The sequence below is a fragment of the Streptomyces sp. NPDC034043 genome (genome assembly GCF_055575675.1).
This window is the reverse complement of the sequence record NZ_JBVISF010000006.1, coordinates 1-20852: the sequence shown is the minus strand read 5'-3', so window position 1 is coordinate 20852 and position 20852 is coordinate 1. Positions and strand designations below refer to the sequence as shown.

Annotated in this window: 20 protein-coding genes; 11 read left to right on the top strand and 9 right to left on the bottom strand. The window is 71.3% G+C overall.

The window, feature by feature from the left end:
- Positions 1–380: 380 nt before the first annotated feature.
- Positions 381–533: a hypothetical protein gene (locus tag ACZ51S_RS16375; protein WP_468961184.1), complete on the bottom strand. Its 153-nt coding sequence runs from the start codon at positions 531–533 to the stop codon at positions 381–383.
- Between the two features lie 693 nt (positions 534–1226).
- Here ACZ51S_RS16375 and ACZ51S_RS16370 point away from each other — a divergent pair.
- The 3 genes from ACZ51S_RS16370 (at position 1227) to ACZ51S_RS16360 (ending at position 4442) form a co-directional block, all read left to right on the top strand.
- Positions 1227–1877 carry a hypothetical protein gene (locus ACZ51S_RS16370; protein WP_468961182.1) on the top strand — a complete coding sequence of 217 codons (651 nt, stop codon included), beginning with the start codon at positions 1227–1229 and terminating at the stop codon, positions 1875–1877.
- Positions 1878–2209: 332 nt separating this feature from the next.
- The gene (locus ACZ51S_RS16365) at positions 2210–3811 is read left to right on the top strand and encodes an ISL3 family transposase (RefSeq protein WP_468479556.1); all 1602 of its coding nucleotides are present in this window, start codon (positions 2210–2212) and stop codon (positions 3809–3811) included.
- A gap of 43 nt (positions 3812–3854) precedes the next feature.
- Positions 3855–4442 (top strand): SMI1/KNR4 family protein, encoded by a 588-nt coding sequence (locus ACZ51S_RS16360; RefSeq protein WP_468479555.1) that lies wholly within the window; start codon positions 3855–3857, stop codon positions 4440–4442.
- A 452-nt stretch (positions 4443–4894) separates the two neighbouring features.
- Here the strand turns inward: ACZ51S_RS16360 and ACZ51S_RS16355 are convergent, their stop codons facing one another.
- The 3 genes from ACZ51S_RS16355 to ACZ51S_RS16345 all read right to left on the bottom strand — a co-directional run bounded on the left by ACZ51S_RS16355 (position 4895) and on the right by ACZ51S_RS16345 (position 6861).
- Positions 4895–5716, bottom strand: a complete 822-nt coding sequence (locus ACZ51S_RS16355) for a 2OG-Fe dioxygenase family protein (RefSeq protein ID WP_468961179.1) — start codon at positions 5714–5716, stop codon at positions 4895–4897.
- Between the two features lie 124 nt (positions 5717–5840).
- Positions 5841–6074 (bottom strand): hypothetical protein, encoded by a 234-nt coding sequence (locus ACZ51S_RS16350; protein WP_468479553.1) that lies wholly within the window; start codon positions 6072–6074, stop codon positions 5841–5843.
- 403 nt (positions 6075–6477) lie between these two features.
- Positions 6478–6861: a hypothetical protein gene (locus tag ACZ51S_RS16345; RefSeq protein WP_468889212.1), complete on the bottom strand. Its 384-nt coding sequence runs from the start codon at positions 6859–6861 to the stop codon at positions 6478–6480.
- A gap of 395 nt (positions 6862–7256) precedes the next feature.
- Here ACZ51S_RS16345 and ACZ51S_RS16340 point away from each other — a divergent pair, with 395 nt between their 5' ends.
- Together ACZ51S_RS16340 and ACZ51S_RS16335 are read left to right on the top strand one after the other, a co-directional pair.
- Positions 7257–8270, top strand: coding sequence for a hypothetical protein (locus tag ACZ51S_RS16340; RefSeq protein WP_468961176.1), 1014 nt, complete (start codon positions 7257–7259; stop codon positions 8268–8270).
- A gap of 1016 nt (positions 8271–9286) precedes the next feature.
- Entirely contained in the window at positions 9287–9937 is a 651-nt protein-coding gene (locus ACZ51S_RS16335; RefSeq protein WP_468961174.1) for a hypothetical protein, read from the top strand.
- Between the two features lie 312 nt (positions 9938–10249).
- On the opposite strand, the gene ACZ51S_RS16330 is transcribed toward ACZ51S_RS16335, so the two are convergent.
- Genes ACZ51S_RS16330 through ACZ51S_RS16320 form a run of 3 tightly spaced genes read right to left on the bottom strand, consistent with a single transcriptional unit; the run spans position 10250 to position 10922 of the window.
- Positions 10250–10486: a hypothetical protein gene (locus ACZ51S_RS16330; RefSeq protein WP_468479549.1), complete on the bottom strand. Its 237-nt coding sequence runs from the start codon at positions 10484–10486 to the stop codon at positions 10250–10252.
- 50 nt (positions 10487–10536) lie between these two features.
- Complete coding sequence (locus ACZ51S_RS16325) at positions 10537–10761, bottom strand: hypothetical protein (RefSeq protein ID WP_468479548.1); 225 nt, start codon at positions 10759–10761, stop codon at positions 10537–10539.
- A gap of 23 nt (positions 10762–10784) precedes the next feature.
- Positions 10785–10922: a DUF6233 domain-containing protein gene (locus ACZ51S_RS16320; RefSeq protein WP_468479569.1), complete on the bottom strand. Its 138-nt coding sequence runs from the start codon at positions 10920–10922 to the stop codon at positions 10785–10787.
- Between the two features lie 426 nt (positions 10923–11348).
- Here ACZ51S_RS16320 and ACZ51S_RS16315 point away from each other — a divergent pair, with 426 nt between their 5' ends.
- From ACZ51S_RS16315 to ACZ51S_RS16295, 5 genes are all read left to right on the top strand, one after another.
- Positions 11349–12284, top strand: a complete 936-nt coding sequence (locus ACZ51S_RS16315; protein ID WP_468804537.1) for a DUF1963 domain-containing protein — start codon at positions 11349–11351, stop codon at positions 12282–12284.
- Between the two features lie 425 nt (positions 12285–12709).
- Positions 12710–13237 (top strand): DUF6879 family protein, encoded by a 528-nt coding sequence (locus ACZ51S_RS16310; RefSeq protein WP_468961172.1) that lies wholly within the window; start codon positions 12710–12712, stop codon positions 13235–13237.
- A 93-nt stretch (positions 13238–13330) separates the two neighbouring features.
- Positions 13331–14119 (top strand): helix-turn-helix domain-containing protein, encoded by a 789-nt coding sequence (locus ACZ51S_RS16305; RefSeq protein WP_468889224.1) that lies wholly within the window; start codon positions 13331–13333, stop codon positions 14117–14119.
- Positions 14120–14808: 689 nt separating this feature from the next.
- Complete coding sequence (locus tag ACZ51S_RS16300; RefSeq protein WP_468961170.1) at positions 14809–15990, top strand: protein-L-isoaspartate O-methyltransferase family protein; 1182 nt, start codon at positions 14809–14811, stop codon at positions 15988–15990.
- 12 nt (positions 15991–16002) lie between these two features.
- Positions 16003–16248 (top strand): DUF6087 family protein, encoded by a 246-nt coding sequence (locus ACZ51S_RS16295; protein ID WP_468961168.1) that lies wholly within the window; start codon positions 16003–16005, stop codon positions 16246–16248.
- Between the two features lie 179 nt (positions 16249–16427).
- Here ACZ51S_RS16295 and ACZ51S_RS16290 read toward each other — a convergent pair whose 3' ends face one another.
- Together ACZ51S_RS16290 and ACZ51S_RS16285 are read right to left on the bottom strand one after the other, a co-directional pair.
- The gene (locus tag ACZ51S_RS16290; protein WP_468961165.1) at positions 16428–18575 is read right to left on the bottom strand and encodes a hypothetical protein; all 2148 of its coding nucleotides are present in this window, start codon (positions 18573–18575) and stop codon (positions 16428–16430) included.
- 288 nt (positions 18576–18863) lie between these two features.
- The gene (locus tag ACZ51S_RS16285; RefSeq protein ID WP_468961162.1) at positions 18864–19448 is read right to left on the bottom strand and encodes a TetR/AcrR family transcriptional regulator; all 585 of its coding nucleotides are present in this window, start codon (positions 19446–19448) and stop codon (positions 18864–18866) included.
- Between the two features lie 119 nt (positions 19449–19567).
- On the opposite strand from ACZ51S_RS16285, the gene ACZ51S_RS16280 reads away from it, so the two are divergent.
- Entirely contained in the window at positions 19568–20437 is an 870-nt protein-coding gene (locus ACZ51S_RS16280) for an alpha/beta fold hydrolase (RefSeq protein WP_468804549.1), read from the top strand.
- Positions 20438–20852: the final 415 nt, after the last annotated feature.

The following is a 20852-nucleotide window of genomic DNA, read 5'->3' as shown; positions in this document are numbered from 1 at the left end:
GAGGAAGTCCAGGACTCGGATACCCAGTTCGGCGTTCGCGCCGCTCCAAGAGCCTGACCGGTTGCTCATGGCCATGACGGTCGACGCGAGAAGCTCCGGATCGCCGCTGACCCGGGGGTCAGCCAGGGTCCCAGCGGCCTGGGCCGCGATGTCCGGGTCGGGCGCGGACCGCAGGATCCGGACCAACTGCTCGACGAGGTCGGAGCCCGACTCGCGGACGGCCTCCGGCGTGCACAGTCGGGCCGCGGCGCGGCGGGCCCGGAACCCGCCCCCGGGCCGCAGAGCCCGCTCCACCAGTACGCCGATTTGATGAACCGTCAATCGCCGCTCCACGGACCCATCGTCCGCCCACCTCCGCCGCGGAGACAAGGGTGCGGCAATCACCGCTGAGCCGCGAGCACCTCGCCGAGGTGGGCGAGGACCCGGAGCCAGGCCTCGTCGTGCTCCTTCAGGGATGCCTCGCCGAAAGAGCCGACCTGCGTCTGGAGGAACTGCCGGGTACTCCCGGCCACCTGGTCATCGACCTCGTACACCAGGGCGTCGACCAGCTCGCGCAGGTGGTCGACGTTGCCCGTACCGACCGGGACCGGCGACCGGGGGAGGCCGCAGGCGGAGCGGAACGCCGCCTGGGCCCGGTCGTTCGATAGCGTGGCCCGTTGCGAGCAGGGCGATGGCCAGGTGACCCAACGGGCCGAGTTGTGGCGGCGGAACTGCTGGGGTCGCTGGAGTGGCTCGCCAGGTCTCCGCGGGCTGGGGAGGCGCTGTCCCTCGCGCAACGGCTGACCATGCCGCGCGAGGCTCTGGGAGCGCTGGCATCGGCGGCCGCGAAACCACCCAGCGTCCTGGTGCGCATCTTGGGCGAGAGTGCCGCTGCCATGGCTCCGGTCGTGCGATGGTGTGCACGTGGACGTCACCGTTGTCCTCGAAGGTGATCTTGACCGGCGGTCTATGAGCGGCAGGTCCAGTAGCTGTCCCGGCACCACAGGACTTGGCCGCTCCGAGCGCCGGTTGGCTCTCACACTCTGTGCCGGAGCCCGACCGGCTCCACGGGCAACACACGGGCGGGCAGGCGCCGTGCCTGAGACGCGGTGACGGTTCTTGTCCATCCGGTGTGGGTGGGGGTATCGCGGCCTTGTCGAGCGTGAAGGCGGCGGGGACGATAAGGGTGACGGTTTCTGGCGGCTGGCGGCTGGCGGCTGGCGGCTGGCGGGTGGGGGGCACGGGTGTTGGCCGAGGAGTTCGGATATGCGGTTTCGCCGGGCCCGGCAGGCCAGATGCCCGGTGTGATGGAGAAGGTCGCTGGGGGAGACAGGCATTGGCGTAAACTCCGCCGCACCAACGCCGTGTGTGCCAGCCTCGTGTCGGCAGGCGTCTGCGGGGCGCTCTTCAGTGCAGTGCCGGGGATCGCTGTGTTCGCGGCCGTGGCGGTGGGGATCTGCGTTGGCGTCGCGGTGTGGCCCTCCGGGCTGCCGGCCCGCCGCCGCGAGGCCGTGGAGATGGTCCGCAGTCGCCCGTGGCAGGTGTGGCCGTGCCGGCTGGAGGCAGTGGGCGGTGACGCGTCCTCGCTGATGATTGCTGCCGAGGTCCTACTGCTGGCGCCGGACCGGACCGTGGCTGCTGCGCTGCGGGGCTTCATGCCGCGGTCGCACTGGCTTGCCATGGCGGACGGACGCGGGCTGCTCTGGTTCTGCGGCGACCTGCGCGTCGGTGGCTGGGTTGCGCGACCTGCCGACATCGTGGGTTCGCTGACCTGGATGGACAAGGTCGATGTGCCGGTGCGCCCTGGGGAGTTGACACCCCGTGAAATGGCCTTGGAGGACATCGTGATTCAGGCCGCCACCAGCGAGCCGGTCTGGAGCTTCCTTTTTGACCTGTAGCCGTCCCCACAGGGTGTTGACGCTTTCCCCGCGGAGGGCGCGGACGCCCGTAAGGCATGGTGCACCCGACGGTTGTCCGCGTCGATGCCGCCTGCAACTGGCGCGGCCTTCTCGCGGCCCTTGCACTGGCAGCTGCCCGGAAGGGCATGGAATCCACGTCGGCTTCGGTCGTGGACATCTCCCGACCCCGTGATCCGGGCGCCTCCCAAACCCGGGTTCTGGCTCACTTTCCGTGACCACCACGCTCAGTGACGTTCGTCTGGCGGGCAGGACCTTGGGAAGCTGCCTGAAAATGATCCGTCCCCAGCGCGGTGTGGCTGACGGTTCGGCCCGTGGAAGAAGTGGTACTCCGACTGGAGAAGTTGCTGTTCCCGTCGCTCTCGAACGTGGCTGTGCTGTCGGTCGACGTGAACGATGAGGCGGTACGCATTGAGGCCCGAAGCACGGTGGTCGGGTCCGATTGTCCTGGCTGCGGGAGCTGGTCTCGGCGCGTTCACAGCTCCTACCTGCGGTTTCCCGCTGATGTTCCCAGTGGGGGCAGACGAGTCATCCTCTGTTTACGCGTCCGCAGGTTTCTCTGCCCGGTCACCTCGTGCGGGCGCCGGACCTTCGCCGAGAAGATGACGGGGCTGACTCGTCGATACGGCCGGCGGACCGAGCGCCTGCGATCGACGCTGGCCGCAGTCGGCCTCGCTCTCGCCGGTCGGGCCGGTGCCCGCATGGCGAGAGTCTTCGGCGTGTCCGTCAGCCGCAGCACGGTACTGCGGCTGGTCGAAGCCTTGCCCGACCCGGGATTTCCCGCCCCGCGCGTAGTCGGCGTCGATGAGTACGCGACCCGCAAAGGCCGCCACTACGGGACCGTTTTGGTCGACGTCGAACGCCGACGCCCGGTGGACCTGCTGCCCGACCGGGAAACCTCCAGCTTGGCCGCGTGGCTCGCGAAGCGTCCCGGGGTAGAGGTCGTATGCCGTGACCGGGCACCGTTCTTCGCCGAAGGCGCCACCGCCGGGGCGCCCCAGGCGGTGCAGGTGGCGGACAGGTGGCACCTCTGGCACAACCTGAGCGAAGCCGCAGAGCGTTGTGTCGCAGACCATCGCGGATGCCTCCAGGTCCTGGCGCCAGATCCAGCCCAGCCTGCCCGCGAGCCGGAGACAATCGAAGACCCGTCCGGCTCGCCCTGGCCAAGGGGACATCGCTTCGCCGACCGAACTCGAGCCAACCACGCGACCGTCCACGAACTGCTGACCGCCGGACTCGGTCGGAGGGCGATCGGCCGCCAGCTCCGCATGACCTCGCGCACCGTCAAACTCTTCGCCGACGCAGCCACCCCGGAGGACCTGTTCCGCTGGCAGTGGCAGGGTCGGCCGTCCAAGCTGGATGCGTTCAAGCCCTACCTGGATGACCGCTGGAACCAGGGCTGCACCAACGCCTGGACGGTATGGGAGGAGATCGTGCCACTCGGCTATCAGGGCAGCTACCAGCGCGTTCGCGCCTACTTCCGGGAGAAGCGGACCTCTCCCAACCCGATCACAGCTCGGTCACCGTCACCCCGCGTCGTCGCCGGCTGGATTCTCCGGCGCCCCGAGACCCTCCCAGAGGTCGACCACCTTCGACTCAAGGCCGTCCTGGTCCACTGCCCCGAACTCGACGCCCTCACCACTCACGTCCGGTCCTTTGCCCAGATGCTCACCGAGCGCCAGGGCGAACGGCTGCCGCAGTGGCTGGGCGCCGTCCGGCGTGACGATCTCCCCGCCCTCCACACCCTCGCCGCAGGCATCGAACGTGACCGCGATGCCGTCATCGCTGGGCTCACCCTGCCCTGGAACTCCGGAGTCGTCGAAGGACACGTCAACCCGATCAAGATGCTCAAACGCCAGATGTTCGGCCGTGCCGGCTTCGCTCTCCTGCGAAAGAGGGTTCTCCTGGCCAGCTGACCAGCGCTACCCATAGGGTGACGGGGACGAGAGAAGATGCGCCATGGATCCCCGCATACCCCGCCTGCGTCGCAAGCTGGCCGCGATCCCGTTCCAACCACTGCGCAGCCACTCCTTCGGGGAAGAGCAGCACAAGTTCTGCCTCGGTCCGAAGCTGGCCGAAGCGCGCGTCGCTGCGTTCGAGGCCGAGCACGACATCGTCCTGCCCGACGCCTATCGGCAGTTCCTCACGCACATCGGCGGCTCAGGCGCGGCACCGTTCTACGGCCTCATACCGCTGGAGCGCTGTTCCCTGCTTGTCATGAATCCGCGCGGAGAACCGGGGGCACCCCGCGGCTTCGACGGCATAGGTTCCGGGGCACACGAACTCGACCTCTTCCTCCACATCATCGAGATGGGCTGCACCGACGTATGCGTCATCGCGGTGACCGGTCCCCTCACCGGCCGCGTCCTCATCGGTAACAGCGACGGCTACCGGGGCCCCAACGTCTCCTCCGCCACCGACTTCCTCGACTGGTACGAACGCTGGCTCAACCACATGAGTGCCGGACGCGACAACCGGGCCCTGGAACTCACCTCACCGCGGCTTCGTGCCCATCCAAACCGTCATCGCATGGCTCCGAAGATCTGACGCTCCGTGACAGCTCCACGGAAAGTGAGCCAGAACCCGTTCTCATGAAAAGCCACCGCCCCGTCACCGGCCTCTGATGGGAGGCTGCGTGCATGGATGCTACGGGGTGGGACCGGCGTGTGTACGGGTCGGAGCCGGATGACCCGGAACCCGGCCCCAGGCCGGGTCACGACTACATGGAGCTGGTCGGGCCCCTGGACGGAATGCTGCTCGACGAGAACGCCGTCTGGTTCTGCAAGAACCATGTTCGGTACACCGAGGGCAAGACTCACATGAGCGCCATCGAGGCCATGGTTCACATACGCGCGGCGATCCGTCGCAATGCCCAACCCCTCGCCACTCACGAGCATGCCGTCGAGCTGAGCGCGGAAGAGCTGACGCAACTGGAGGACGCGTTCTCCTGCGGTTCGTCCGTCTCCCGCAGTAGCAGCTCGCCGGGTGCATTGGCCGCCCTACAGACGGGGCCCGTACGGGGCGAGGCCGATGATGAGGATGCGGCGCTCGCCCGGGCCGGTGCCGTCGCCCAGGCTCACCGGTCCGACGTAGTGGCTCACCCTGTGGTCGTGGACGGCGTACCCGTCGAGGGGTTCGTTGAGGGTGAAGCGTGCGTGCACCGCGGTCTCAGGGAGGTCATCGGGCTGGCGGCCGGCGGACTCGGGCGTGGCGATGACGTTTTCGCCGCCGCGGATGTTGGTGGAGCCGATGAAGTGGGCGAAGGTGAACGTGGCCGGTGACCCGCCGTCCTGGTGGAGGCTGTTGGGTGAGGAAACGGCGGTTTCGGCGCTGGCGTGGACGGCCAGTTTGAGCAGGTGGACGCCGACGTAGACGGGGGTGCGCTGGAGGTCTTCCAGCCACAGGGCGTGGTGGAGGTCGCTGTGGATGAGGCGCTGCAGGAGCGCGTTGCCGTGCAGTGTGGTGGGGAGGTCGGGCAGGCGGCGCCGTACGTCCGGGAATTCCGGGTTGTGGTCGTCCTGCCAGTATTCGGTCACCGTGCCGTACGTGGGGTCGGGGGCGCCGGGTGTGAAGGACAGCTGCCCGGTCCACGGCAGGTACACGGCGTGGGAGTAGCGGCGGAACCGGTTGGTGTGCGGGGCGTAGGGGTCGGGCGGAAGAGTGGCGAAGGCGCTCTCGATCTCGGCCAGGTCCGTACGGCGCGCGTCCGTGTCCGGTTCCAGGTCCGCGGCGCGGTAGCGGGCGTAGCCATCCTGGCGCAGGGCGTCGGTGACAGCGTCGTTGGTGTGCGGGCGGTCGTGCAGGGTCGGGGCTTGCTTCACGGGGTCCTCCTGAGCCACGGGGCACAGCTCGGCCCCGGCCGGTTGTGCGGACACCAGTGGCGGCGTGTCGTGGGGATCCCAGGCTGACACGGGCAGGGGCCCGGCGCCGTCGCACACCCGCCGGTCAGGTGACGTACGGTTTCGCGGCCCGGTTGGCATCCGTTCCCGGCGGCGGTTGCGGGGGCGCGCCGGTCAGGTCGTCCACCACCGCGGCCAGGCCGCCCGGCAGACGGGACGCGGCGCGCTGGCGGTGCGCCCCCGACCCCCGGCCCGCCAGTCGGCGCAAGAACGCCGTGACCGGCTCGGTGTCGCCGTGTTCCTCCAGCGCGGGGTGGTCGCCGATATCGTGGTGGTGCACGGCCACGCACAGGCCCAAGCCAGCCTCAGCCCATGGCTGGGAGCGTCTGAGGCGAAGGTGCCAGGACCTCACAGCCCAACCCCCATGCGTCGGCGGACTGCAAACAGGATGTTCCCCATGCCCGGCCGGAGCAGCCGTGCACGTTGCACAGCAGCTGCTCCTGAAGATCCGGCGCCGTACCGCGCCGGCCCGGCAGCGGCGCCGACCACCAGTCGCGGAGCGCCTGCGCACGGCGCTGCGCGCCCGGCCACCGTTTCTCGCTCCAGTCGTCGACGCTCAGCCTCCCCGGCCTTCCGTGCCCGCTCCTGCTCCTCCACCTCCTGGCGGCTCCGCTCCGCAGCCTCCTCCTGCTCCTTCTGCCGGGCCTGACGCTGCGCCCGCGCGGCGTCCTGACGCCGCCGCATCACCGCGTGCTTGCCCTGGTCAGCGATCGACTTCCGCGACGTCCACCACCGATCCCGGCGGAACCGCCGCTTCTCACCGTCGACCACCCGGTACACCCACCGATACCGGGGCAGCACCTCGGCGGGAGCAAGCTGCTCCTCCAACGCCCATCGCACGAACCGCTCGAGCGGCTCCTCCTGGAACCCCCACCGCCCCGGTACACGAACCCGGCAAGACCGTCGTCCACCACCCATGGCTGATCCCGCTCCTGCGGAGCCCTGACCCGGACGGGGCAGCCGCCGCCGTAGCCCATGCCGGGCCTCATGTCGCCGGACCCGACCCGCGGGTCGATGCCGAGGATCTCCACGATCTGGGCTACGTCGCCGCCAGTAGCCTGGCACATGTCGGCGATGGCCTTAGCTGATCTTCAGGCCGAGGAAGGTGTTCGCGGTGCCCTTGGCGAGTTCGGCGGTCTGCGGGTCGGTGACGAGGAGCGGGACACCGGCGTCCAGGATCGGCGCGTACACGGCACGGTTGCTTTCTCCCCCTCGGAATCCCGCTGCTCCTGGTGCGCACGGCCGTCGTAGCAGCCGGTGTCGGGCGGCTGGTACCCGGCTGCGGCTCTCTGCGCCTGACCCGCCTGCGGAGAAGGCTCGCACCCCCTCTGACCTTGGCCATTACCTCAGGAGTAATCGACCCCTGCCCCGGCGGACGGGCATGTTGGTCCCACACGAGCGGTAACGGGCCGCATCGGGCGGGAACGAGACGGGGTACGCAATGTTCGCGGGTCGGCGTGGTGTGGTGGGAGTCGTGGTGGCGGCGGTCGTCGCGGGGGTGGCGACCTCAGCGGCGGCGCTGCCGGGTGGTGGGGAGGCCGCCGACCAGGGCGACTGCCCGGAGGTGCGCGCCAAGGTCGAGCGACTGGAGGGCCGGATCACCCCGAACGCCTGCGAGTTCATGCGGCGCCAGATCGCCTTCGGTGAGCTGCCGACCGGCGCCCCGCCGGCCATCGGGGACCTGAGCCACCCCCGGGTGAAGGCCTATCTCGACATCTTCGACGAGGAGGCCTCCCTCTGGGAGGCGGGCAGCGCCCCCCAGCGCGGCCACACCGTGATCGGCACCTCCATCACCGGATCCCTGCGGCTGGCACCCGACCTGCGCTACCGGGGCACGGACGTGGTGGCCGACGGCGCTGTCATGATGTTCGGCCAGTGGAACGAGGTCAGGCTGAAGGGCCACAAGGTGGCCTACCCGCAGATCGCGCGAAATGTCCTGGGAGACGACGGCAAGACCCTCCAGGCCCGCCGCTACTACGACCGCTACGCCCTGTTCCGGGACACGGTCCCGGAGCTGGCGCCCGAGGGGCTGTTCGACGGGATCGCGGACCCCGGCCCGGCTCCCTCCCGGGGGCCGGCGCCTGAGCGCTTGCGGGCTGAGGAGATCCCGGACCGCCTGGCGGCATGGAACGGGGAGGACGTCGACGCCCTACTGGCCCGGACGGGGAACGCACGGCTGTCGGGGCCGGGGCTGGACGCTCCGCTGACGACGGAGGCCGGCAAGCGGGCCTACCTCCAGCGTTTCTTCGGCACGGCGGACGTCCGCTTCAAGGCCGGCCAGGTCGCCTTCGGCAGGACCACGACCTACGTGGAGTGGCACGGCACGGTCTCCGGACCGAAGGGCCAGGACATCCCGTTCGGGATCGTGGAGCGCTTCGGCTCGGGCGGTGAGTGGGAGTTGTACTTCGACACCCTCCCGCTGGTCGCCAACCGGGTGGAGATCGGCGCGCTCTTCCACAAGCTGGCCCAGCCATAGCTTGCTCTGTGTCTTCCGACCTCGAACGGTGTCCCTCGCCGGCGACACGGCCGACGAGTCCGGGGTCCGCTCGGTGGTGGCCCAGGGGGAAGAGCTGGGGCGGTGGTCGGGGCGGCCGGAGAGCGCCCCTTGCCCACCCTCACCGCCGGACGGAAGGATCGGCACGAGACACGGACGTCATGACCGAGGGGGAAGTACACGGTGAGCAACGAGCTGCTGGCGTCGCACGGATGGCTCGTGCTGGGCTTCCCTGGCCGGAGCAGACCCGAGACGGCTGGGGCGAGTGCGCGGTGGCCATCGCCCCGCGCGGGACCCGCTGTGCGACGCCGGGAAGGGTCGCGCCCGCGCCGTCTCCCAGCGAGCGCACGTTGTTTGCGCCGATTCAGATGAGCCAGCTCCGGCCCGCTCTCTGGAAGGCCGCGCCCGGGCCGGATGGCGCGCATCGGCCCGCGCTTGGGAGCGGGCCCCTCGCGCCGCGCGCGGGGGCGGCGCCGCGGTTGTCCTCACGCTGCTGCTCCCGCTGGTAGAGGTTGGTGGAGGCCACCGCCTCGTGGCACCGTGCGCAGGATCTCCGTGCGCAGGCGAAGGACGCTGCCGAGGCCGCAGTGCTGTTGCGGGAAGCAGCTGCCCTGACCGGTACCCCGCTCCCGGCCTCGAAGCCGCGTACCAGTCGGGTGGCGCGCACCGCGGGCGGTGGCCTGCCGTCTACCGGGCCCGTTACAGGTGTACCGGTCCGGCCGCGCCCCGCTCCCGGCCGGCTGGGCCTTCGGGCCGCTCGGCGCATGCCTGGGTCCCGCCCGCCGAGGCCAACACGCCGATGCGGACGCCGACGAGCTGGTCGCCCTGGGGCGGGGGCCGTCAGGGCGTTGGGGGGGCGGGCGGACTGCGCCGGGAACGGCGCCGTTAGCGGTGTGAGAGGGGGTGCAGGTGCGGTGTACGAGGCGCGCGGGGGCGACGCATGCCCTAGGCTGTGCGCCGGTCGGCTCCGGGCGCGGGGCTCCAGGGGCGGGGGGAACATGTCCGTAGACGGTCATATAGCGGGGGTGCTCCAGCAGATCGCCCGTCAGCAGGACATCGTCGAGATCGCCCCCCAGGGCTCCACACCGAAGGCAGCCGCTCTGGCGCACGTGGCGGAGCAGTACGGCTACATGTACGGCATGGCGTACAGGACCGGGTTCAAGAACTCGCTCGTCCAGGTCCGGATGTACCGGGACCCGGGGCCCGACGCGCGCGTCCGCGAGGCTGCCACCATCACCGCCCATCCGCAGGCGGGCAACGGCGGGACCGTGCCGGGGCTGGAACAGGGCTCGCTGAAGCCGCTCCCCGAAGCGGTCGGTGCCGTGGCCGTGCTGAAGGACCTCATCACCTTCGACGTCATGGCCATGTACGTCGCGGACCGGAGCCAGAAGGTTAAGGGCTACCTCGCCTGCGTGGTCCTGACCGTCCTCCTGCTCATCGACAGGTCCCTGGTCGAAGCGGTCGCCTCCGGCGGGGCGGTCGCGCTGCTCTTCACGCTGGCGTTCAAGGTGGGCGCGATCCGCCGCCGGAAGATCGCACAGCGGCTGACGGAAGCCGGGTTCCTGGCGGTGCGCGACGAACAGGGCAGCCAGCGGTTCCTGCGCCCGGGGCAGCAGTTGCCGGGCCACACCAACCCGTTCGCCGCCTGACGCCCTGCTCTGCGGCGCAGGCAGGGTAGGGGGAACACCGCTGGGCAGCCGCCGGCTGGCCGAGCTCGCCCGGCCAGCGGCTTCACCGGACGATGGTGGAGGCTGCCAACCCGGAGCAGGTGCGTGCGGCCCTGGGGGGCCCGTTCGGCGCCGGGGTGGGCTGCTGACCGATGGACGGAGACCTTGGGGGAGTCGTTGCGGTGCCACCCCGTGGTGACCGCCTCGGAGGTTGGCCGTCTCGTCAGGGCCGGCTTGCCGGTCTACTTGGGCAGCGACGCGGAGGGAGGCGTCCGTCGGGCATCTGTCCGTCGTCTACCTGGCCAACCGCCATATCCAGAGCTTGTGCCGCGGGTCGACCAAGATCAACGACGCGACACCACCGAGGCGATCATCGGCGCGGTCACCGGCTCCCTCACGCGCCCGCAGCTCCTTGTCCTGGGCCGCCGCGACACCACGGGCCGGCCGCGCGCCGTCGGCCGCACGGTCGCTCTGCGCCCGGATCAGGCGCGGCAGGTCGGCGAGCACCTCGCCGCGGCCGGCCCCGGACATCCCTGGACGGCATGCTGCTCGACGTGACCGGGTGGCTTTCCGGCCCTGCACTATTCGGCGGTATCCGGGGTCCAGACGGCCGGCCCGCCGCCGCGCCACTCGATCAGCAGCGCGTCCCTCAGGTCGACGTCCTCGCAGTCGAGGCCGGCCCGCCGCAGGAATTCGAGGAGGTCGTTGGGGCCGAGGGCGCGGCCGAGGATCTCGCCGTCGACGCGTACGCGGCGGCCGCCCTGGGGGTCGGGCGGGCAGACGACGACGCGCAGGCCAGGACTCATCCTTCCACCGTGCCGGTGGCCGGTCATTCCAGCACTCCGAGGGCGGTGTCCGGGCGACAGTGCAGACAGGCGGGGATCCCCTCGGCCAGGGCCCGCCGCGCGGCGTCGGCCGACGCCGGCTTGCAGCGGGTCCGGGTGTCCCAGCAGGTACCGACGTGCACCCGCACGGCCGGCCAGTGCCGATCCCGTGCTCGATCAGCCGCTCCGGGGGCGGCGCCGCAGGCCGTGCCCCGGCACCGGCAGCGATCAGCTGCTCCTCCGTGGCTATCCAGTCGCGGGTCCGCTGGAGATCCTGGACCTGGACGCGCTCAAGGAAGCGCAGCGGGTGCAGCCGGCGGGTAGGCGGTTTCATGATCAGCTTCCGTACTGCGCCCGTCGCTGCTCGCGGCAGGTCTCGCACAAGGGATTGGCCGGGGCGCAATATCGCGGTTGCATCGGGCACAGGGGCCAGCCTGGCTCGGTGCCCAGGTTGCTGGCCCGGGCCGGCTGGGGGCGGGTATGGGGGTGGTCAAGGGTGTGACTGAGTGCTGCAGCTGGCCCGTCCGGCCAGCTGCAGCACTCAGCCACTGTCTGGCAGGGTTCCGTCCATGAATGATCATCTGAAGGACTCGGTGCCCGGTGCGGACGTGGCGAGACGGCGGACGCCGCCACGCCCGGTGGACGTGGTGGGGTTGGTTCCAGGGCTCGCCGCGTGGGCGCGGGACACGGCGCGTCTGCACCCGAGGCAGGGTGTGCCGGCGCATAGCGAGAGTTCCGTGGGCGGGCCGTTGCTGTGGCCCGCCCACGAGGGGTGGCCGGTATGTACGCAAATGCACAGCGGCTTCGGCGACGGCCTGCCGAGCAGCTCAAGGGTGCCGATGGTGCCGGTCGTACAGGTCTTCCGCTCGGACCTGCCGCCCGGCGTGGTGCCATTTCCTGAGGGCGCGGATCTCTTGCAGGTGCTCTGGTGCCCGTTCACCCACGAGTTTCCCGCCTCACCGTGGCCGGTGGTGTTCTGGCGCGACTCCGCCGCGGTACAGGCCGTGCTCCCGGCGCCGCCAGCGGATCCGGCGGCGGCCCGTCGGCATGTTCCGGCGCCGTGCGTGGTCCACCCGGAGCGGGTGACGGAGTACCCGAGCTGGGATCTGCCGGAAGACCTGGCCCACCAGTGGCAGGACGACTTCCGCCGCCTGCAGGAGGCGATACCACGGCAGGAGGCGCTTCCGCTGCTGTCCTTCTCCGACTTCGCCGAGGCACCGGGCATCAAGATCGGCGGGTATCCGTCCTGGTTCACAGGGCCCGGGTGGGTGGACTGCGACGGGTGCGGCCGCCGCATGGACCACCTGCTCACCGTGGCAAGCTGGGAATGCGACGGAGCCTCGTGGCGCATCTGGCTGCCCTTGGAGGACCGGGACGAGGATGGCGGTCGGGCAGTCCCCGTGGACCCCACCGGGCTTGATGTGAACGGTGTGGGCTCGGTGTACATCTTCGAGTGCCGTACCTGCCCGGAGCGCCCCTTCGATCACTGGTACGACTCGTGCTGACCGCCCTGAGCCCTCCCACACCACCACCGCCTCGCCACCCGCGTTCCGGGGAACCACGCACACGGACTGCAGTGTTCGAGGGCCCGCAAGTGCGCCCGGGCCAACCAGCACGCTCAGGGGCCAACTGAAGCGCTCTGGTGCGTGCGGTGCGTGAGGGCTATGACGAGTACGCGGGTGCGGGCCGGCTGAGGGTGGCGGCGTGGCGGCGTGGCGGTGGGCGGCGGGTACGGGGCTGGTTCCGCCCGCCGACGCGGGCCGGGGTTGTGGTCGCGGGCGGTGGTGGAGGCCGCCGACCCGGAGGCCGTACGGGCGGCGTTGTCCCCTGCGCCTCAGCCGAGTCCGAGCAGCCGCCTGGTGACCGTGTTACGACGAGGCAGTCATCCGTATCCCTGCCCGGATGGCGGAGCAGATCAGGAGGGCGTGCGATGCCGCAGAAGCCGCCGGCACCCAGCTTTGACACCCTGCTCGACTCCGCCCAAGTGCACGCTCTGCACCTGGAACTGCGCGATGTCTATGCCGTCGGTGAGGAACGCGAGGTCTACAGCGCGTTCCTGAGGGACGGCAGCGTTCCCGCGGATGACTCGGCGTACTGGAGCGGGTGGCTGCCGCTGGTGGAGCGGACCGTCGCCCGCGGCGTGAAGGTGGCCCGGGCCCGCATCGTGTCCGAGCCGGTCACCGAGTACATCCGCTTCGAGCACGCCATCACCGACGCCAACGTCCGCGCCGGCGAGGAAGTCCGGTGGCTCGGCCGCCGCCACGCCTCCGCCCTCGCTCTGCCCGGCAACGACTTCTGGCTCATCGACGACCGGGTCGTGCGGTGGAACGTCTTCTCCGGCGACGGCGAAGCCCTCGAACCGGATCACACCGAGGATCCGGCCGCGATCAAGCTGTGCGCCGACGCCTTCCAGGCGGTGTGGGAGCTGGCCGTCCCGCACGCCGACTACCGCATCTGACCGACGCGCATCCAAGGGCCGCCACCTCATGACGACCGCCTCCCCGTCTCCCCGGCCGCGCAGGCCGCCCGCGCAGCCCTGGCCCGCCGCCTGGTGGGGCTGCGCAAGGACGCCGGGCTGAAGGCGTTCGAGGTGGCGGACCGGTGCGGCTGGCACAAATCCAAAGCCTCCCGCATCGAGAACTGCCGCTCCCTGCCCTCGGACGACGACATCCGCGCCTGGTGCCGCGCCTGCGACGCCGACGACTCGGCGCCCGACCTGATCGCCGCCTCCCGCACCGCGGACGAGATGTACCAGGAGTGGAAACGACTGCACCGCAGCGGCATCAAGCCGTTCCAGGAGTCGGTCATCCCGCTCTACCAGCGCACGCGCTGCTTCCGCGTCTACTGCTCCAACGTCGTCCCCGGCCTTCTGCAGACCCACCCCTACGCCACCGTGCTGCTCTCGGCCATCAGCACCTTCCAGGGCACCCCCAACGACGCCGCCGACGCCGCGACCGCGCGACTGGACCGCTCCCGCGTCATCTACGAAGGCAACCACCGCTTCGTACTCCTGGCCGAAGAGGCCGTCCTTCGCTACCGCATCGGCGACACCGCCGTCATGGCCGGCCAGCTCGGGAAACTCCTGGAACTGATGTCCCTGCCCTCCGTCGCCTTCGGGATCATCCCCCTCACCGCACAGCGCACCATCTGGCCGCTGGAGACATTCATGGTCTTCGACACCGAGCGCGTCCTCGTCGAGACGCTGTCAGCCGAGATCGCCATCACCAGCGCCTCCGAGATCGCCGTGTACGCCAAGGTGTTCGGTCAGCTCAAGGAGTTGGCCGTCTTCGGAGCGCCGGCCCGCGCCCTGATCCGGGCCGCGATCGACGAGCTCGGGTGACCGGCCGTAACTTCACGCAACTTCCTTGAGACCCACCGGGGCGCGCCCCTAGCGTCGAAGGCACCGCACAACCGCCATCGGCCACCAGGCGAACGAGGCCCCCTTCATGCCCCCACACCGCGACACCCCACGCCCCATCCCGGCGCGCAACCACCCAGCCGCGGTCGGCGCGGGCCAGCAGGTTCGGGGAGGGCGTGCCGTAGAGGGCGAACTCTCCCTTGAACGCGCCACCCACGAACGCCTGGCCAGGCCGTGCTCGGCTGGACCGGCGGGACCGGGCTACCGACGCCGACAGGCACGCCGCCATCGTCACAAACGTCCGCACCGGCGTGACTGAGTGGGTGCTGCGCCCCGTCTGAACCGGCAACTTCGCGACCCGGTGGGAGACCGAGAAGCCCGAGCTCCCCGGCGTGGTCAAGCGCCGTACCGAACGGATCGCGAACCCCTGAGACTGCCCTGCGACGGGTCCACCCGTGCGCAGGGCCGCCGGCCCGGCACTCCGCCCGGCCGGCACCGCACCACCGACGAGATTGGAGAAGCGCGATGGCCAACAACAGCGGAAGCGGAGGAAGTGGAGGGAGTGGAGGGAGCCACGGCGGCGGGTCCGCGCCGATTTCCACCCGCCCCCGCCGCCGCCGTCCAACCCGGACACCAGTACGCCCCCCGGCGGCGGGAAGCACGGCAAGTAGATGACCACCACCGCACACCAGCAGCGCCCCAGCCGTACCGAGCTGGGGCGCTGCCTCATGGAATCCGGCGCCCTCACCTCCGACTGGGCGCCCACGTTCGCCGCCGTGGACCGGGCCGCGTTCCTGCCGCCCTTGATGTGGCCCTTTCTCCCCGGCGGCGAGGCGGCAGTGGCCCAGGCCGTCACGGTGGACCGGCGTACGGATCCGGCGGCCTGGTACGAGTACGCGGACAGCGTCCTGTCGATCGTCACGCAGTGGGACGACGGCGACCATCGCGGCACCGACCCGGGGCGCGTCGCGACGTCTTCCAGCTCACAGCCAACCGTCGTGTTCCAACTCCTCGCCGCCCTGGACGCCGATACCGGAATGCGGGTCCAGGACGCGGGCACCGGCACGGGGGAAACAGCCGGCCTCCTCGCCCACCGCTGCGGCGCCGAGAACGTCGTCACCATCGACGTGGACCAGGCCGTCTCGGCCGCCGCACGAGAACGGCTGTGCAGGCTCGGCCTGTACGCCGAGGTCCTCACCGGTGACGCCCTCGTCGGTCACCCGGGGGGCGGGCTGTACGACCGGGTGCTGTGCACGTTCGGCGTCCGCTCCATCCCCCGAGCCTGGATGGATCAGCTCCGGCTCGGCGGGGTCATCGCGGTCCCCTACGGCACCCACTACAGCAACCGGGACGCCCTGCTGCGCCTCACCGCGTACGGAGACGGCACCGCGTCCGGCCGCTTCCGGGCGGGGATCGAGTTCATGCGAGCCCGGGCGCACCGGACCGTGTGGCCGGCCCACGAGGACTACGTCACCACGTGGCCCGGCTCGACCGGCACGGCAGTGCAGCCCGACCAGCTCGCCGACTCCGACGCCGAGTTCGTCATCGGCCTCGCCGTCCCCCACACCACTCACACCGTCTTCCGCGCAGAGGACGGCACCCGCGCCGCCTGGTTCTACTCCCGCAGCGACCGGTCGTGGGCGGCCGTGTGCTGGCCGGAGCAGGACAGGCCCGGCATCGTCTACCAGCACGGGCCCCGACGCCTGTGGGACGCCGTAGAAGCCGCCTGCACCTGGTGGGAGGAACAAGGCCGCCCTGGCATCGACTCATTCGGCCTTACCGTCACACCCCACGGTGAGACACCATGGCTGGACGAACCCGGCAACCTGCTGCCGGGGGCGCAGTGGCGATAGAGGAGGACGGCCGTGGGCGAGCTCGAGGAACCGCTGGAGCAGTGGGCGGCCCGCCGCGACCAGCGGCGCGCATCCGACCGGCAGATCACCGGCCGCCGCCGCGTCGAACCCCTCGACCCGGCCGCCCGAGGCCGCGCCGCGCACCTTGCCCCCGAGGCTCCCCGCGTCCTCCTGGAGCTCGACGTCGAGTCCGGGGAATGGGTGCCCGTCGGAGTCGCCGACAACGCGGCCGAGGCCGCGCTCTTCCTCACCGGCTGACGCCGCCACCCTCTCCAGCAGGACCCCCTGCGGATCGCCCGCAGGGGGGCCTGCTGTCAGGAGCCTCGCTGGTCTGGGTGCGGTCTGATGTGTCCTGATTCGGGATGGTGTGTACGGGGAGCTGTGGGCGTGGGCGCAGGCGGAGCCGGAGCCGGGCAAAGGAGAGGGCGGGCGCCTAGTCAGCCGACCTGGTTGAGGACAGATGTCAGCGCGGCGCGCAGTTGTTCGTCCTCGCGGATCATCGCGTTGTCGGACCCGGAGACGACCAGGCGGCGGTCTCCGGTGGCGAGCACGGTCAGCCGGTCGTGCTGCTCGAGCGTCAGGGCGGCGGCGCCGAGGACCCGCAGGGCGTCGCAGGCGCCCTTGAGGTCGGCCCGGGTCTCGGCCGAGTGCAGCGCCGCCTCGGCGAGCCGAGCGCGGTCGAGGCCGGCCGGGTCGGCGACGGCGAGCAGCCCGAGGACGGCCGAGGGTGCTTGGGCCGGGTCGTCGAGGAGAGCTTGGAGCCGGGCGGTCAGCGGGCGCCCGGCCGGGCCGAGCACGGCGATCTCGCGGGCGGCGCGGGCGGCCGTCCAGTGGAACCACTGCCGGCCCTGGCATCTGTCGAACACCGATGCCAGCACCGGGACGACCTCGGCCGCCTCACCGGCGATCCGCCACAGGGCGAGCGCCAGGGCGAGGTCGGTGTCCACCTCCGGCGTGGTGTCGCGGTCGACAGTGCGGCCGAGCGCCGTCCGCAGGGCCGGGGCGAGGCGGGCGGCCGCCGGGCCGAGGTCGGCCAAGGCGCGTGCACCCTCGACGCCGCCGCGCACACCGGTGGCGAGCGCCGCCTCGGCGGCGGCGAACAGCGGCCCGGTCTCGCCGGTCAGCTCGTGCAGTGCCTGCGCCACGAACAGCTGCCGGGCCTCGGCCCGCAGGGCGGTGGCGGCCTGCTTGCGCTGCTCCGGCCCGATGCCGGCGGCGACGGCGGTGATTGCGGTGGCGGCGTACTGGAACCGGGGCAGGATGGCGCACAGTTCGGGCAGCGCCGCGGCGGCCTGTGGGCCCCACTGCCGCAGCAGGTGGACGAGCCCGGCGGTGTCGTTGTGGTCCTCGGTCGCCGGGCAGCCGCAGTCCTTGCCCCCCTCGGGACGCTCCAGCGCCTTGGCGGCCAGGCGAGCGCGGACCGCGGCGAACAGTTCCGCATCGAACGGGAAGGGCGCATCGGTAGGGGCGTGGGACCCGGCGGCGCACTGCATGGCGCGCGGGCGCCGGCCGAGGGCGTGGGCCAGCAGCGGGGCGGCGGTCTGCGGCGCTACCAGAACGAGCGCGGCGAGGGCCTGGTCGGCCGCCTCGTCGTCCGGCTGCGCGGCGAGTTCGGCGAGGAGGGGAGCGGCCTTGGCGGCGGCCGGGCCGATCTTGCCCAGCAGCTGAGCGGCCGCCCATTCGGCGGCGAGCGGAGCGATCGCGGGGATCAGCCGCTGCGGAGCGCTGCGGGACAGGGTGCAGGCGCGGTCGGCCGCCCACAGGGCCTCGGCCCGCACCTCGGGGCGCTCGTCACGCAGCGCGGCGTCGAGCAGCGCGAGGGCACTCTCGCGGTCGGCGTCGGTGTCCCGCCCCAGCAGGATTCCGACGATGGCGCGCAGCGGCTCCCGGTGCTCGTCCGCGTAGCCGGACCTGGCCGTCTCGCGCGCGGGCAACAGGCCGAGGACGGCGTCGCGGTGCGCGGCGTGCCACGGCTTCCCGGCGTCCAGGGCGGCGAACACGGCGGCCAGGCGCAGCGGCGCGGGCGTGTCCGTGCCGAGCAGGGCGCGGGCCTCGGCGGCGGCGCCCGCGCAGTCCAAGCGGCCGTAAGCGGTGAGGAGTTCGGCCCGGACGGCGGGCTCGGTCTCGGCGGCCAGGCGGGCCCGGACGGCGGGCAGGGCGGTGCCGGTGTCCCGGGTGTGGCCGACCGTCCAGCTGGCCGCCTGCCGGACGGCGGCCTCCTCATCGGCCAGCAGCGGTATGAGCAACGGCAGCTGGGCGGTCACAGCGGCCCGGACAGCACCCGGCTCGACGTCGTACTCGTCCTCGCTCTCGGCGAGGCAGCCGAGCAGCCGGAGCGCGTCGACGGTCTGCCGGCCGCAGGCGGCGATCCGGGCAAGGTACGGGGCGGCATCGACGCTGGCGGCGTACACGGTGCCCTGGTGCACGATCGAGCCGTACAGCTCCTCCAGTGCCTCCTCGGCGTCCTCACCGCCCTCAGCGAAGGCACGCAACAACCCGGCCAGGTCCTCGGCGGGGCCATAGGCGTGGTTGACAGTGGACCAGGGGTGGGCGTCGAGCCCGGCAAGGGCGGTGAGGAGCTCCATGGCCGTGATCTTCCCAGGGACCTCCGACATCCACTCTGACCAGGTCCCGCAGGTAGGCCTTGGGGCCTTCAAGGAAGCGGCGCAGCAGCACACCGTCGAGCCGTGCATCGACAACCTCAAGCAACAACGTGGCCTGGCCGCTCAGGCCTACCAGTCCACGGACCGCCTTTTCAGGGGCGGGAGATCTCACGGACGAGCAGTGGGAGCGGTGCTGGAGCCGTTGTTGCCGAGGGGGCCTGCGCCCGCCCGGTCCTGGCGGCGAGGCCGGCACGGGAGGCCGGCCGGCTCTCACCCCTTGTAGGAATTGATGAGCCGGGCCAGGTGCTCGCCCGCGACGGTCAGCGGCGTCTCGCTCCTGGCGACCTGTGCGGTGAGCTCGGCGCCTTCGAGGGTGCTGATGACGGTGGTGGCGAGGTCGTGCGCGTCGCCCTCCGGGAATCCGGCTGCGCGAAGGGTGTCCGCCACCAAGTCGCGCCAGTGCTGGAAGGCTTGGGCGACCGCCTGCTCGATGTCGGGGGCCCGCCCGGTGGTTTCCAGCGCTGTCGCGCTGATCGGGCAGCCGTCCACCCAGCCGGATTCGCGCAGGAGGCGGGCCAGCTCGCGGGCGCAGGCGGCGATGGCCTTCGCCGGGTCGGCCTCCGCGGACAGCACGGCCGACAACAGCTCCGCGAACTCCTGGTCGGCATGCTGGACCGCGGCGACGCCCAGAGCCTGCTTGCCGCCGGGGAAGAAGTGGTAGACCGAGCCGAGCGTGGCCTTGGCTTCCAGTGCGACCTGTTTGATGCCGGTCCCCTCGTACCCCTGACGCTGCATCAGCAGGGAGGCCGCGTGGACGATGCGCTCCCGAGTGCCCGGCTGTGGTGTGTTCGCCATGCGGCAAAGCCTACTGGGTAGAGCGTTCGTTCTAGCTTGTGGGCCGCGCGGACCCCGTGCTAACTTCCGACTAGTTAGAACGTTCGTTTTAGCGACTCTTGGATGCCAAGGAGCTGGAAATGGAGCACAAGCGGATCACCGTCAACGGCCTGGACCTGGCCTACGTCGAGGCGGGAGAAGGGCCGCTCGCCCTGATGCTGCACGGGTTCGACACGCCTCACCTGTACCGGTACCTCATGCCCGCGCTGGCCGAGGCGGGATACCACGCCGTGGTACCCACCATGCGGGGGTTCGCCCCGTCCCAGGTGCCGCCGGACGGCAGCATGCGCCTTCCCGACCTGATCGCCGACGCCAACGGCCTGCACGAGGCGCTCGGCGGCGGCTCCGATGCGGTCCTCATCGGGCATGACTGGGGCGGGTTCACCACCTGGGGAGCCGCCGCGGCCGCACCCGAGCGGTGGGCCAAGGTGGTCGTCAACGACGTCCCGCCGCTGGAGTTCTACGACCGCCACAGCGCGGATCCCGGCAGGATCGAGCGGTACGTCCACTTCTACTTCTTCCAGATGGCCATAGCCGATCAACTCGTCGCAGCGGACGACCTCGCTTACCTCGACTGGCTCTGGGACCACTGGACGGGAACCGTCCCCGGCTACGACTCCACCGAGGACCGCAAGGCCATGAAGGAAGGACTCAACACGCCGGAAAGGCTCCACCTCGGCCTGGACCTCTACCGGCAGAACTTCCCGGCCGCAACATTCGGCACCCCGCAATGGGACATGGCCCGCGTGCTGAACAAGCTGCCCTCCCAGCCCACCCTGTACCTCCACGGAACCGAGGACCCCGTGGTCGACGAGGCGACACTCGCCGAGATCATCGCCATGCTGCCCCCCGGATCGGACGGCGCAATGATCGAAGGCGCCGGCCACCATCTGCTCGCCGAGAAGCCGCAGGAAGTCAACGAGCGCATCCTCGCCTTCCTGGCTCGCTGATCACACCCCTGCGGCGCGGGTCGGCCATCAGCCGACGGCCGACCCGCGCCGCAGCGGGCGCGGCTACCGGAACACGGGCCCTCGGCTCGCCGCTGTTCCCTCTCCCGGCCGGCGGGCCTCCCGGGGCGCCGCCGCGGAGGGGTCGGCCGGGCGGAGTGGTTCGGGCACGGGGTGCCGCACTCCGGCTCGGGGGAGGGGTGCGCGTGCCGCCGGTACGACTGCGGGGGCGTGGTCCCAGTGTCCTGGTGTGCCGAACACGGGCGAAGCCAGCCCGGTGATGGAGCGACACCCCGGCGGCGGCGTCCGGTGCACGGGGCTGGCTAGGTGGTGTCCGGCGGATCATTCGCGGAGCCAGAGTTTGATGGCTGCTGTGGTGATGGTGCCGTGGAAAACGTAGGCGCGTTTGTCGTAGCGG